This is a genomic window from Bacteroidales bacterium (assembly GCA_023229505.1).
In the GTDB taxonomy this organism is placed as follows: domain Bacteria; phylum Bacteroidota; class Bacteroidia; order Bacteroidales; family JAGOPY01; genus JAGOPY01.
The window spans coordinates 22,583-37,180 of the sequence record JALNZD010000010.1 but is presented as its reverse complement, the minus strand read 5'-3'; the positions used below and the strand labels follow the sequence as shown (position 1 = coordinate 37,180).

Here is a 14,598-nt window from a genome sequence, read left to right as displayed (position 1 = left end):
TAGGTAAAAAATAATTAGAGTCTATTTCTTCATCGCCGCTTTTTTCTCGGCCAGTTTCCTTAACACCTCTTCCTGGACAGCTTTGCTAAGCGCCATGTATTTGAAAAAGTCCATAGAGAAGCTTGCCCGGCCACTTGAAATGTTCCTGAGGGCCGTGGCGTAACCGAACATTTCAACTAACGGAACGAATGCCAGCACTTTCTGAGAACCTTTACGGTGGCGGCGCAAAGATTCGACCTTTCCTCGACGTTTATTCAGGTTGCCGACGATATCGCCGATGTAATCATCAGGGGTATTGATCTCAACTTTCATGATCGGTTCGAGCAGGACCGGACCGGCTTTCATAAAACCCTCTTTGAAGCAAATGGAACCACAGGTCTGGAAAGCCATATCGGAGGAATCAACAGGGTGGAATTTGCCATCATGGAGCACCACCCTGATATCGACTACCGGGAAGCCCGACAGAACGCCCTGTGCAATAGTTTTCTGGATGCCTTTGTTTACTGAGGGTATAAATTCCAGAGGAATAGCGCCGCCCTTGATCCGGTCGACAAATTCATAGCCGTTGCCTTCGTTAGGTTCAAGCCGCATGTGGGTTTCGGCAAACTGGCCCTTGCCACCGGTCTGCTTCGAATGCCGGTGGGAAACTTCCACTTCGGCAGTTATGGTTTCCCGGTAAGCTACCGAAGGTTCGCTGATCTCAACTTCAACGCCGAATTCATGTTTCAGCCGGTCGATGATAATCTCGAGGTGAAGTTCGCCCATCCCTGCGATAACGGTTTCTTCAGTTTCTTCATCATAACGGATGTTGAAAGAAGGATCTTCATTGGAGAGCTTATGCAAGGCCTCTCCAAGCTTGCTCTGATCTTTACGTGATGCAGGCACGATTTTCATTTCTATGACGGTGAGGGGCACAGTAATCGATTCCAGGTGCAAAGGATGGCTGGGGTCGCACAAGGTATCGCCGGTTTTCGTCAACTTCAGGCCGATCAGGGCGACAATATCTCCTGGGCCGGCTTCACTGACTTCTTCACGGTCCTTTGCGTGGATCTTCATGATACGGCCGATCCGTTCGTGTTTGTCTTTTGTTGAATTAAGCACCTGCATCCCGCTTTTCAGCAGGCCGGAATAAACACGGATAAAGGTCTGTTGCCCTACAAAAGGATCGTTGATCAGTTTAAAAGCCAAAGCGGAAAAAGGATCACGGACGGAAGGATGGCGGACATGGGATTTTTCAGGATTATCCACATCGGTTCCTACGGTTGCAGTAATATCGAGCGGGGAGGGGAGATAATCAATGACCGCATTGAGCAGTAGCTGAACGCCCTTATTTTTATAAGCTGCACCACAGAATACCGGTGTGATATTGAGCCGTAAGGTCGCTCCACGGGCGGCAGTTTTGAGCAATTCATTACTGACTTCTTTATCTTCAAGGAAAAGTTCCGCTACCTCATCGTTAAAATCGGCAAGCCTTTCAATAAGCAATGCCCTTGCTTCGGCGACCTTTTCCCTGTATTGGGCAGGGACTGGGAGCTCTTCCCTGGTATTATCTTTAAACAGGTAAGCTTTTTCTTCTATGATATCAATGATTCCTTCGAAATCTTCTTCCACCCCCATCGGGATCTGGAAAGCGATGGCATTTGCATCTAATACCTGGTTCATCTGGGTGACCACATCAAAAAAATCAGCACCGGTGCGATCCATTTTGTTGATAAAGGCTATACGCGGCACTTTATAACGATCAGCCTGGTTCCAGACGGTTTCACTCTGAGGTTCTACGCCACCGACGGCGCAAAACAGGGCTATCATGCCATCGATCACCCGCAGTGAGCGTTCCACTTCAACGGTGAAGTCGACGTGTCCCGGCGTGTCGATAAGGTTGATATGTGAGTCTTTCCATTCGCAGGAGATGGCAGCGGAAGCAATGGTGATGCCCCGTTCCTGTTCCTGTTTCATGAAATCCATGGTGGCCTGCCCGTCATGGACCTCACCCATTTTACGGGTGACACCGGTGTAGAATAATATTCTTTCGGTAACGGTTGTCTTTCCGGCATCAATATGCGCGGCGATACCAATATTGCGAAGTTTGTTTAAAGGCACAATGATTAATTTTAAATTTTAAATTTTAAGTTCGGGATTCTAAAATCCAGTTTCTAGTATCCGACTGCCGACTGCCGACTGAATCCGCAAGGATTTTAAAAAGGGCTGCAAAAGTAGTGAATATCAGCTTACAAAAAACGAAGCTTACGAAATGATAATGATTTGGTAATATCAGTCCTTAGTGCGCCTTAGTGGTTAAAAATAAACGGACTACATATTGTTAATTAAACAAATCACCCAAATATACCCGCCCCAGTTTATAAAAAATGATGAGATTGATTACACGATGGGGAAAGAAAATTTTACAGTGTTTTAATTCGGGTCCCCATTCCTTTACATAGGTTGCAACTCTGCCTTAAAGACAGAATTTGCCGGCTTTTTGCAAACCGGAAAAAGATCAATAAGGTTAATAGAAAAATCTTTTATTTCAGAAATGAAATAGGTATTATTGCATTTTATATTTTTACGCATGGAAAAGGCAGCCTGAAAAATTCGATGCCTAAAAGGTATTGAATATCAATGAGATAAGAGACTTTCCCCTTTTTATGATACTGTAAGTTAATATCACCATGTTCTTTCTGGGTTTAATGATTTAAAAATTATTCAGTATGTTAAAAAATGCTTTACTTGTAGTACTAATTTCAGTATTAGTCCCATTCCAAATGAATGCTGAATGGATACCGCTGGATAAAACCAAAACATCCAATACGCCTCCGAAAATTACATTACTCAGGGATGATAATAATAGCACCGTTATTAAAATTGAAATATCCGGATTCGATCTGAAGGAATTCATTTCAGAAGACAAAACATTCCAGGCCGTGGATTTACTGTCAGAAATGTTCTCTGCAGACCCCGGTTATCCTGCATTGCCGTATATTGCTAAAGTATTGGCAATACCTGACCAGGCTGGTATTTCAGTTGAAGTATTAGAAACAGGAAAGGTTCAGACATTCAGAGATATTTATTTACCACCAGCGCGATCAAGTTGGCTGGAAGGCGAAACAGAACCTCCTTATTTGGAAAACAGAGATGCTTACAGATCTGAAAAGGTTTACCCGAAAGAAATTGCCAAACTGGAACCGCCGGCTGTTTTCCGTGATTTTCGCATTGCCCGTATATCTGTTTTCCCAGTTCGCTATGTTCCCGCTAAAAAGGAGTTACAGGTAGTTTCCTCTATCACTGTCCGGATCAATTACGGACATGATGAGGTTGTGAATCCAAGAACTGCCTCAAATAAAGCAATTGCACCTTCTTTCGCAAAACTTTACCGCAGTTTCATTTTTAATTACCAGGAGGAATTGAATAACCATTATGGGGGCAGGGAAGACGGACGTGAAGTCCTGTTATGCATTATGCCGGATATCTTTGTTGCAAGCTTTCAGATTTATGCAGATTGGAAGCGTCAAAGCGGCTATGACGTGCACGTAACCAAATTCAGCGACATTGGCGGGAACCCCAATAATCCCTATATCATGAAAAGCTATATCGCCGATTGCTATCATAATTGGGAGTATCCGCCAACGTACGTTTTAATAGTAGGCGATGACGGCGTATTTCCTAAAAAAATCGTGACTTATCCCGACTATTCATTCCCAAATGAAGATTATTTTGTTGAGATAGATGGATTGGATTATTTCCCCGAAATGATGATAGGACGTTTTACCAACGAGGGTGATTACCGCATGCAGGTAATGATCAATAAATTTATGCTTTACGAAAAAAATCCTTATACTGCCAATACAGCCTGGTTTAAGAAAGGAACCGTTTGTTCAAATAATGCATATGCATCACAAGTACAAACCAAACGGTTTGCAGCCAGTGTAATGCTGCAGAATGGGGGTTTCACTTCCGTGGATACCCTGATGAGTGATGGAGATTGGTGGGGACAGGGTTGCACCGTAGATCTAAATGATATTATCACTGCAATCAATGAGGGGCGAAGCTATCTGAACTATCGCGGCGAAGGTTGGAGCAGTGGATGGCAGGCAAGTTGTTACAACTTTTTTACTTCAGATGTTTCCGGCCTGAACAATGGTCAGAAATTTACTTTTGTGACCAGTATTGGCTGTGGCGTTACAATGTTTGACGCCGGAGGAGGTAATTGTTTTGGAGAAGAATGGGTTGAAGAAGGTTCATTAACCAGTCCAAGAGGTGGCGTTGCTTTTGTCGGGCCTACTTCTAACACTCATACCACATATAACAACATGATAGACATGGGCATCTATATAGGAATGTTCCAGGAAGGGATGGACACTCCAGGGGAGGCTCTGCTGCGGGGAAAACTTTACATGTACAATGTTTTTGGGAATGAATACTATGTAGAATATCACTATAAAATATATTGTGTTTTAGGGGATCCCAGCATACATATATGGAAGGATGTTCCAAAGGCGGTGAATTTAGAATATCCGGATTCCATTATGGTTGGGCCTAACCAGGTGGAATTGACAGTAACCTTTGCTTCATCCGGAGATCCTGTTGAAAATGCCCAGGTTTGTTTAGCCGGAGATGAAATTTTTGCTACCGGTTTTTGCGGCCCGGATGGCAAAGTAATTCTTGACATTTTACCCGTATTGCCGGACACATTGACGGTCACCGTGCGTGGGGGAAATGTGATTCCTTTCCAGGATACTATAGAGGTCCTCCAACCCGCAGAGCTGGTTGAGCCGGATGGCAATCCCTTAATTGTGGATTTAGACGGGAATACAGATGGACTGGTAAATCCCAATGAAAATTGTAATATTACGTTTACCCTTAAAAATTGGGGAAGCCAAACTGCCAGTGATGTTATGGCTGTTCTTTATTCATCCGACCCGGATTATTTGCAAATAATCACTACCGGTCCGGTAAGTTATGGTAATCTGGCTTCTGGCGCTACTTTTACCGGAAATCCGTTTCAGTTTTACGTGAGCCCTGATTGTCCGGTAGGCCAGGTAATTCCGCTGCAATTACATATTATCAGCAGTTTCAATGCATGGGACTATTATTATAATGTGGAAGTAAAGGGATGCAAGTTGGTGGTTAATAATTTTATGATAAATGATGCAGGTTCTCCAAATGCAAATTATAGGATGGACCCCGGAGAGACCGTCATGTTATTCATTTCAATTATGAATGAAGGCGAGGATGTTGCTCCCGATGTAATGGGTATTTTGTCAAGCGACGACCCATATATCACAATTGTAGATTCCATTGGTACATACGGAACAGTTGACATCGACAGCGTAGCTCTGAATACGGATAATTATTTCGTGGTTAGTGTAAGCGCAGCCTGTCCGACTCAATATTTAGCTGATTATTCATTAAAGCTTTACACGCAGGATGGAAATTATCCTTACCAAATAATTCCAACTCTTTATATTCCGGTTTCATTACCCATACAATCCGATTATACAGGACCTGACGCTTACGGCTACTATGCTTACTCCAGCGATGATTTTTTTGATCAGGCGCCTGATTATGATTGGTTTGAAATAGATGGACTTGGTAACCCATTAAATATTCCCGGCATAGGTACAGGTGATTATACAGAAACAGTAAACTTGCCGTTTACTTTTAAATACTACGGCATTGATTATTATCAACTTCGGATTAGTACGGATGGATGGATAGCATTAGGCAGTGGTGCACAAACAGCCCCTTTAAATACTCCCCTGCCGAACAATGATAATGTAAATTGCATGGTGGCAGGTTTCTGGGATGATTTATATGATAGCGGAACAATAGAAGGTAAAATTCTTTATTATTATGATAATGAAAACCACCGTTACATTATTGAGTGGGATAGTATCGCGCGTAATGATTTTGGGACTGAGCCCAATATAGAGGATTTCCAGTCGATCTTATTAGATCCTGACTATTATCCTACTATAACGGGAGATGGCGAAATTATTTTTCAATATAAACAAATTAAGGCCCCTCAAAGTTGCACAATTGGTATAGAAAACCATTCGCAGGATATTGGTTTGCAATATGTTTATAATGCAAATTATGATCCTACGGCTTCTGAATTAAAGAATGAATTCGCTATAAAAATCACTACCGAACCGCCCTTTGTTTCAATAATAACATCCATTGAGGATGACAAAGAAGGGAATATACTTACTCACAGTGGTTTTGTATTAGAGCAAAATCAACCAAATCCTTTTTATTCTCATACCTGGATAAACTATTCATTACCTGAAAAATGTAATGTATCACTTAATATTTTTAACATTAAAGGGGAGTTGGTGCGCACGCTTCAAAACGGAAAACAGCTGGCAGGTAAATATTCAGTGGAATGGAATGGGCAGAATAACGCAGGAAATACTGTGAGTTCAGGCATCTATTTCTATCATCTCCAGACGGAAGGTTTTACAGGAACCCGGAAAATGTTCATTTTGAGGTAATCTTAAACAGGACAATGTATAGCTTTTACATTTTACTGGCCATAATAATTATTGCTGTAGTTGCGGGTATTATTGAATATTTCCGTCATCAGGAACGGGTTTATTCAATTCCAATCCGAATTCATATTAATGGCACCAGGGGTAAGTCAAGTGTTACCCGTTTAATCGGTGCCGGTTTGAGAGCGGGTGGAATTTCAAACATTACCAAAGTTACGGGTACATTTCCCCGTTTGATTAATGAAGACGGTACCGAAACTTACATCCACCGTAAAACGGCTGCCAATATCTTAGAACAATTGTCCATAGTGAAATATGCCGCTTCGCGAAAAGTGCAGGCATTAGTAATGGAATGTATGGCTTTACAACCCCAATATCAGACGATTACTGAACATCATATGATACATTCCAATATAGGTGTAATGACTAATATCAGGTTAGATCATACGGATGTTATGGGACATACCTTGCCGGAAATCGCTGATACACTTGGGCGCACAATTCCTAAAAATGAACACCTTTTTACTTCCGAAAATGTAATACCACAGACGCTGAAAAAAATGGCGGATGAGCGAAATACGGTTTCACATTTTATTGATCCGCAATCAGTATCTCCTGAAGAAATGAAAGGATTCAGGTATATAGAGCATCGTGAAAATGTATCTTTAGCGTTGGCGGTTTGTCAACATCTGGAAATTGACCGCGAAACGGCATTGAAGGGAATGTACCAGGCTATTCCTGATGCCGGTGCATTAATGGCTTACAGGGTTGAAGCATTTCACAAACGACTTGTTTTTTACAACGCATTCGCAGCCAACGATCCTGATTCCACGTTTATAATCTGGCAGAAAATCAGGGGTGAAATCGGTTTTGAGGGCTTGCGAATAGTGCTTTTGAACACCCGGCAAGATCGGCTTTACCGGGCTCGTCAACTGGCAGAAATGGCAGGCACGAAATTAGAAGATGAAACAGACTATTTGATACTGATCGGTCAATCAACTGATGTTGTAGAAAATATGGCAATTAATTACGGTTTACCGAAGAAAAAGATATTAAATTTAGGCTATACGACACCTGAGAAGGTTTTTGAAAAGGTATTATCTGTGACTGAAAAAATGTCCACTATTATTGCTATAGGCAATATGGGAGGCATGGGCGCAGAAACAGCTGAATTTTTTAAACACAGAAGTTATTAGAAAAATGATTGAATTAGCAATTACATTAGGCTTAATTTTAAGTTTGTTTTCCTACGAAGTTTTTGGAATTGCTGCCGGAGGTATCGTTGTACCGGGTTATATAGCGCTGCAGCTTTCGCACCCCGACCGGCTTGCAGGGACTCTGGGTGTGAGTTTACTTACTTATTTAATTATAAAAGTTTTAGGGAATTATACTTTCCTTTACGGCCGCCGTCAAATGGTGCTCAGTTTGTTGATTGGCTGTTTATTAGCTAATTTTTCACGGTATTTCTTAACGATTGATTTAGCTAGCACTACGCTGGAACTTCAGGCAGTCGGCTGGGTAGTTCCCGGTTTAATTGCTCATTGGTTCGCAAAGCAGGGAGTTTTGAAGACTATCAGCGTATTATTTGTTTCTTCTGTGCTGGTGCGGTTAATCCTGATATTGCTTTTCATGGGGGCGTTGTTACCTCAATAAATTAAAAAAGATCAATGTATAAATTCAGAGCAAAATCCAACATAGTTTTAAGTCTCTTATCTCTATTATCATTATTTGCCTTTATTGCGGTTGAAAATGGCAAAATGGATGTTAAGCAGGACTGGTACATCGAGAAACTTGAAGCTGCTCAACTTTCCCAATCAGCGGCCAATCGCCTGAAAAGCTACCGCCTGGAAAATGGCGTTTTCATTGATGAAATAAACGACCCGAATCAAACTGCATTGATTGGCCAGGAATATTCACTGATTACTACCGATCAGGGATTAATTGAGTCAAAGCTGTCAGCAACAAATCCGAATTTTGCAGCGGTGATTGTGCAATTATTAAAAGATGCCGGTTTAAATGATAATGATAATGTTGCCGTAGCTTTTTCCGGATCTTTTCCCGGTTTAAATATCTCTGTGTTAGCAGCGCTGCAAACTTTGAAATTAAGGCCGATAGTGATCACTTCGGTAGGTTCGTCCAACTATGGTGCAAATGATCCATACTTTACCTGGCTGGATATGGAAAACATATTAAACAAATCAAACATTTTTCACATCAAGTCAGTTGCCGCTTCTATCGGTGGTGGTAATGACCTTGGTCGCGGATTAAGCCCGGAAGGACGCGATTTGATTGTAAAAGCCATAGAAAGGAATAATGTTGAATTCATTAATGAAAAACATCTTGAAAATTGTATAGCAAGACGAATGGAAATTTATGAAAAATTCAGCCAGGGGCAACCAATTAAAGCATTTATTAATGTTGGTGGCGGAATTGCCAGCCTGGGGAATACTATTAACGGTCAGCTAATTCCCTCAGGGCTAACGGAGCATTTGCCCATGAGTAACTTTCCGCTTCGTGGTGTTATCATTCAAATGGGTCAGAAAGGAATCCCGATTATTCATATTCTGAATCTAGACCAAATACTTGCAAAGTATGGATTGCCCGTTAACCCGGTTCCACTGCCGGATCCGGGAGAGGGGGGCATTTTTATACAAAAAAAATATAACGTCGTTGTCACAGCATTTGCCACATTGATTTTAGTTACGGTGATTATTTTTATTTATATAAGTGAGAAAAAGCACCATCGCCTTGGAACAGACGTAGCAGCCGTGCCTGATTATCAAAACCCAGATAAGGATGATCATGAGGACATGCCTGGTTTGTAGTATTATGCAAGGGAACAATTTATAAAAATGGTAAAATCTTTAATAAAATATAAGGCATATGAAAAAGATCCATTTAGTTTTGTTGATTTTATTTTTATTTAGTTTCGGCACAATGGCACAATCCGGCGGGAAACCCATGCACCTGAAACCAACTAATTTTCAAAAAAAGGTAACGACTGTAATATCTGGTAAAACCAGGAATTATTATTCATTAAGTACTGTGGAGCCCTCAATAATAACTATCCAGGGACCGGGAATGTTGAAGGTAAATACCCGGGGACAGTTTAAGCCCGGAGAAGGGGACTTAATAAAATATGCAATATTATATACTGTGGATGGCGGAGTGCAGAAAAGTGTCACGAATAGTTCGGTTGCACGCTCAAAAGAGGCCACTTTTTCAGATGGAACATTTGGGGTACCGGCTCAGCTTAAATCTTTTGAAATTGAGCTTTTACGCGGCAATCACACCATTGAATTTAAACTTAAAGAAAACCTGGTGAATGTTTCAGCCCGGTATATTTTTACACCAACTAAAGTTAAAAAGCAGGAATGGCTGGCCTTTTCTCCCATGCAACCGTCAGAACCCGTTGATTTAATTTCCAGGGAAACTACTACAGCATATTATCGCTTTTCCATGGAAAAACATTTGAAAGTTGAAATAAACGGGCCAACTGAATTGCGCGTGCTAACCCGTACAGAAAATCAATATCAGATGAAAGGGAGAATTAATTACCGGGTTCAGGTGAAGGAAAATGGCATCGTTTTAAATACCTACCAGTTAAACAGTAAGCTGTCGGAAATCGCTGTATATAAAGACGTTAAAGAGTTAATTCCCGGTACAGCCCGTGAATTTGTTATTTATGTTCCTAAAGGAAAACACATTTATGAAATTTTACCTTTAGATCAGGATAAAGGCACTTTGTTAGGGCGCATGTTAATTCCCAAAAAGGATGTAATCCTTGAAAAATAGATCAACAGGATATCCCGTTTTCAATAAAAAAATAAAAATTAAACAGGTGAAATTCATCAGGTTAAATTATAATATCGTTCCATGTAATATTTACTTACTCCTTTTGATACTTGTATTTTCCTTTTCAGGCAGCGATGCTCTTGCTCAAAAAAAGAGCCGTAAAAAAATAATGCAGTTTGAAGCAGAATTACAATTTGCGACGATTTATGATAATAATATCCTGAAATATTCTGATAAATACCTGGAAAGGTTTCTGAATAATGAAGACCAGGGACGATTCCATATCGATACTTATGACGATGTAATCCTTTTCCAGTCAGTAGACCTATCCTCGACTTTCCGCATTTTCAAGAATTTGAAGTCTAAAATTAATTTTGATTTCAACAATAATTTATATGTGGTAAACGGCATTAAAAACTGGTATTATGCAACACTTGGATTCCAGCAGTATTTGACAAAGCGGGCCAGTCTGAAAATTTTTTACAGCTACATGCCTGATTTTTATGTCCGCCATTTTCGGGATGATGACTGGGTGGATATTTATGGATATACCCCGGAAACATTTGTGCCTTTCGGATATTCAAAAGATAATTTTGGTTTCTGGATCCAGAATACTTTTTTCAAGAATACCCGTGTCAAATTATCAATGGATTATTCAAAATATTATTATAACAAGCATTACACGGAATACGACTCAAAGAACTTTTTATATGCGGTAAACTTATATCAAACGGTTTTCAAAAACCTCAAACTGGAAATAGGTTATCACTTTTTAACATCGAATGCCAAAGGTTATGATGAACGCGGTGAAACCAGGGAAAATTCCAATGATTCTGACGCGTCTTATGAGGAAGATGGATACCGTTTTGGAATTACCTGGCAACTGCCGGCCATTAAAAAGATTGACCATGATCTGGATGTGGAATTGGAGTTCGAGAGAAGATATTTTTCATCAAAACATTATCTGGAATTGGATCCTGAACATGCCGGGCGCGTGGACAATAATTTTCAAATGGCGGTCACTTACAATATAAAACTGAATAAATCACTGAAACTATCTGCGTTTTATAACTATTTCATGCGAGATACCAACACAAGTGCCGTTGAAAACCAGGTTTATTTATCCGCTGAAAAAGACTACCGACAAAATCAATTTGGATTAAAAATATCATATAATTTGAAATTTTAAAATGGGTCAACCCGGCACCTTTGCTGATCTTATCAGAAATTAATTAAGAGAAAATATTAAGAATATGAATATGAATAAATTGTCTTTATGGTTACTGTCCGGCTTGTTACTTATTATAGGCTGCGGAAAGCCAACTGATCCCGAATCATTGGTGCCGGATGATATTTCAGGAGGATATAAGATTGTCAAAATTTTTCCAACTTCCGGGTATGCGCAGGATGTTCTGAAAAAGGACAGTTTGCTATACATAGCGCAAGGTGAAGGCGGTTTGCTGATTCTCAGCGTTGCCGATCCGGAAAATCCGAATATTGTTTCACTAACCACCGAGTATGTCCGGGGTTATTCCAGTAAAATTGCCATGAAAGACAGTGCAGTATATTTAGCTGCGGCTACATTTGGTGTAACTGTTATTAATGCGGCTGATCCGGATACCCCATTTGTAACGGTGTCGAACCTGGGTATGAAACCGGCGCGGAGTTTTCACATCCTGGGAAATTATATGTTTGCTGCAGTAAGTGAACAGGGTGTCAATATAGCAGATATCAGTTATCCCACTGAGCCTGATATCCGCGGCACAATAAGCACTACCGGCTATGCTTATGGTTTAACAACAAGTGCTGACAGCAATTATTTATTTGCTGCTTGTGGCGAAATGGGTTTGTCCATTTACGATATTTCCAATTTTCTGGATGGGTTCGGAATTTACCCGCAGGTTGGCTGGTGCGATGCACCGGGCGATGCAGAAGCGATTACGATTCTGGATGATGAAAAAATTGCCTTTTTGGCTTGCGGTACAGGGGGTTTGCAGATCTTTGACTATTCCGATACTAACAATATTTTTATTGCCGGCAGTTACGACAGTATCGGATATGCCAAGGATCTGATTTACAATAACGACCTGATTTATATGACAACAGAGACATATGGACTGCAAATCATCGATGTTTCCGACATTACCAAACCGTATTTGGTGGGGATTCTTCCAACTGCTTACGCACTTGGCCTGGAAATGGATGAAAATTATATTTATGTGGCAGATGAAATTGAAGGATTAATCATCATCTCCATCCCTGATTAAAAGATGAGTCAGCTAAACGGAGATAAGCAGCGCTTCGAATATATCGACCAGTTTCGCGGTTTGATTGTTATCCTGATGCTTCTTGACCATTGTTCCTACTACTTTAATTCGATCTGGGAACAAATCGACCCGCTTGACCCACTCTTCGATACCTGGGGCCAGTTCGCCCTGCGATATCTGCCGTACCTTTGCGCCCCGGGGTTTTTGATGATTTCCGGGGCAATGGTCTGGTGGTCATATCAACGGCGGATTAAAAAAGGAACTCCGGACTGGACCGCCCGCTGGCAACTGATCCAACGAGGCATTTTTTTGATTATTCTGCAGATGACATGGGTGAATTCGTCGTGGGGCGGTTTCCGTGAATTTTTGCCCGGGCATATCGGGATCATTACCTGCCTTGGCATTTCTATAATCCTGCTGACCCTGATTATCAGACTGAATTGGCAGTTGCGGCTCTTCATCGGGCTTGCCATCCTTGTTATTCACCCTTTACTGCTAAATATATCTTACGACCCGGAAGTTGCCTGGGAACGGGTCCTGATGCAGACATTCATCGACGCAGGTGAATTCAACAAATACCCTGCCATTCCCTGGTTTGCCCTGGCAGTCCTGGGATCTGTCATGGCATATGGATGGCTCGAGGTATGGAAGACAGATAAGAAACGGATTTACATGAGTATCGGAATTGCCGCATTAGCATTGATCATATCGGTAGTCGTGAGAATGTCCCGCGGATACGGCAATATATTTCCATTTTCCAACTTCGGTTCCTATTCATTTTTCTTCGACCAGAAGTATCCGCCAAGCCTCTATATGAACATCTGGTTCTTTGCGCTGGTGGTTTTAGCGATCTGTGCTTTCATCACATTAAGCAGGGTGGCGCCGAAACTCCTGGTCGTTTTTAGCATCCCGGGTAAAGTGCCGCTGTTTTTCTATGGTATGCACATTGCCATTATGGGGGTGTTTGTAAAACGCCTGGGATTGTTTTACCGCGAAGGCGGGGTACTTGCCACACTGATCGGGTTTGCAGTCATGCTCGTGGTGATGCTGCCGCTCTGCAAATGGTTTTATGGCGTAAAAAGCCGGAGCAAGAATTTTTTCATCCGAATGATATGAGATAAGAAGATAAGACTGTAAGATGATAAGACTGTAAGATGATAAGAAAGTTAAGACAAATATCGTGGTTCCTTTTTATGGCAGTTACGGTTGAGATATTACCGACAGGTTGTTCTGAGCGGACTTCAGAGCCGGTAATATTACCTGATTCAACAATTGTCTTTCCATCAAAAAAAGCAAATGACATCTCGGCAAAGATCACATTCAGCCGGTACCTGGCACAAAAATCAATGCGGCAGTCGGCAATTTCGACTGTAATTCCATTAAAGGAAGATGGGAATGTGTATGCAGTTATTGAGCTGGAGAACCGGATTAATGTGATAGACCGGGAATTGATGTTCCATGTGGATTGGATTGATCCTGAGGGCAGGTCGTTTTACCTGAAACGGATAGATCTTTCCCCGGGCGATTCGACAGCTTCCCTGATAAGTTCGGTTTCAGTTTCCCCTGATAAAAGATTACCAGGAAAGTATTTGCTAAGGATTTACCTGTTCAGGGAGTTAATTGCAGAGAAGTACTTTGAACTGCGTAATGAATCAGAGGTTGAAAAGATTTTCGGAGATATCGTTTTCTTTAAGAGTATTGATAAAGAAAGCGGGGAGATGAAAGGCGTTGATACGGTCTTCGAAATAAAGAAAAAAGGGATCCTCAGGGCACAAATTAGTCTGGAAAATCTTCATATTTACCATGATGAAGAACTTCCTGTCCAGCTTGAATGGATCGGACCTGGCGGGGAGTCATTTTACAGTAAAAAGATAGATGTTAAACCGGCTGATACGATCTCGACGATTACAGGTTCCATTTCCATCACGCCTGAAAAAAGGGAGCCGGGAGGGTATCTCTTAAGGGCCTATCTTTTTGATGAACTGATTGCGGAGCGAGGATTTGAGCTTCAAGCGGAAACCAGGGGCAAACATTCAAAAGATGATTAA

General features: G+C 41.4%; 10 protein-coding genes. 9 read left to right on the top strand and 1 reads right to left on the bottom strand.

Annotation, left to right across the window (positions count from 1 at the left end):
• Positions 1-21: 21 nt before the first annotated feature.
• Positions 22-2,100, bottom strand: a complete 2,079-nt coding sequence (gene fusA, locus M0Q51_05315) for an elongation factor G (GenBank protein MCK9399398.1) — start codon at positions 2,098-2,100, stop codon at positions 22-24.
• Between the two features lie 608 nt (positions 2,101-2,708).
• Between fusA and M0Q51_05310 the strand changes: the two genes are divergently transcribed.
• From M0Q51_05310 to M0Q51_05270, 9 genes are all read left to right on the top strand, one after another.
• Positions 2,709-6,491: a C25 family cysteine peptidase gene (locus tag M0Q51_05310; GenBank protein MCK9399397.1), complete on the top strand. Its 3,783-nt coding sequence runs from the start codon at positions 2,709-2,711 to the stop codon at positions 6,489-6,491.
• Between the two features lie 14 nt (positions 6,492-6,505).
• A complete protein-coding gene (pgsB, locus tag M0Q51_05305) occupies positions 6,506-7,684 on the top strand; it encodes a poly-gamma-glutamate synthase PgsB (protein ID MCK9399396.1) in 1,179 nt (392 codons plus the stop codon).
• Positions 7,685-7,688: 4 nt separating this feature from the next.
• Positions 7,689-8,141 (top strand): poly-gamma-glutamate biosynthesis protein PgsC, encoded by a 453-nt coding sequence (gene pgsC / locus M0Q51_05300; GenBank protein MCK9399395.1) that lies wholly within the window; start codon positions 7,689-7,691, stop codon positions 8,139-8,141.
• A 14-nt stretch (positions 8,142-8,155) separates the two neighbouring features.
• On the top strand, positions 8,156-9,313 hold the full coding sequence (gene pgsW, locus M0Q51_05295; GenBank protein MCK9399394.1) for a poly-gamma-glutamate system protein: 1,158 nt from the start codon (positions 8,156-8,158) through the stop codon (positions 9,311-9,313).
• Between the two features lie 58 nt (positions 9,314-9,371).
• A complete protein-coding gene (locus tag M0Q51_05290; protein ID MCK9399393.1) occupies positions 9,372-10,283 on the top strand; it encodes a hypothetical protein in 912 nt (303 codons plus the stop codon).
• Between the two features lie 46 nt (positions 10,284-10,329).
• The gene (locus tag M0Q51_05285; protein MCK9399392.1) at positions 10,330-11,472 is read left to right on the top strand and encodes a hypothetical protein; all 1,143 of its coding nucleotides are present in this window, start codon (positions 10,330-10,332) and stop codon (positions 11,470-11,472) included.
• A 64-nt stretch (positions 11,473-11,536) separates the two neighbouring features.
• The gene (locus tag M0Q51_05280) at positions 11,537-12,550 is read left to right on the top strand and encodes a hypothetical protein (protein MCK9399391.1); all 1,014 of its coding nucleotides are present in this window, start codon (positions 11,537-11,539) and stop codon (positions 12,548-12,550) included.
• 3 nt (positions 12,551-12,553) lie between these two features.
• Positions 12,554-13,666 (top strand): heparan-alpha-glucosaminide N-acetyltransferase domain-containing protein, encoded by a 1,113-nt coding sequence (locus tag M0Q51_05275; protein MCK9399390.1) that lies wholly within the window; start codon positions 12,554-12,556, stop codon positions 13,664-13,666.
• Between the two features lie 38 nt (positions 13,667-13,704).
• The gene (locus tag M0Q51_05270; protein MCK9399389.1) at positions 13,705-14,598 is read left to right on the top strand and encodes a hypothetical protein; all 894 of its coding nucleotides are present in this window, start codon (positions 13,705-13,707) and stop codon (positions 14,596-14,598) included.

Excerpts from the sequence above, each read along its gene's own strand:
- M0Q51_05310 (MCK9399397.1), top strand. The coding sequence starts at position 2,709 with ATGTTAAAAAATGCTTTACTTGTAGTACTAATTTCAGTATTAGTCCCA.
- M0Q51_05270 (MCK9399389.1), top strand. The coding sequence starts at position 13,705 with ATGATAAGAAAGTTAAGACAAATATCGTGGTTCCTTTTTATGGCAGTT.
- pgsW (MCK9399394.1), top strand. The coding sequence starts at position 8,156 with ATGTATAAATTCAGAGCAAAATCCAACATAGTTTTAAGTCTCTTATCT.
- pgsB (MCK9399396.1), top strand. The coding sequence starts at position 6,506 with ATGTATAGCTTTTACATTTTACTGGCCATAATAATTATTGCTGTAGTT.
- M0Q51_05280 (MCK9399391.1), top strand. The coding sequence starts at position 11,537 with ATGAATATGAATAAATTGTCTTTATGGTTACTGTCCGGCTTGTTACTT.
- pgsC (MCK9399395.1), top strand. The coding sequence starts at position 7,689 with ATGATTGAATTAGCAATTACATTAGGCTTAATTTTAAGTTTGTTTTCC.
- M0Q51_05290 (MCK9399393.1), top strand. The coding sequence starts at position 9,372 with ATGAAAAAGATCCATTTAGTTTTGTTGATTTTATTTTTATTTAGTTTC.
- M0Q51_05275 (MCK9399390.1), top strand. The coding sequence starts at position 12,554 with ATGAGTCAGCTAAACGGAGATAAGCAGCGCTTCGAATATATCGACCAG.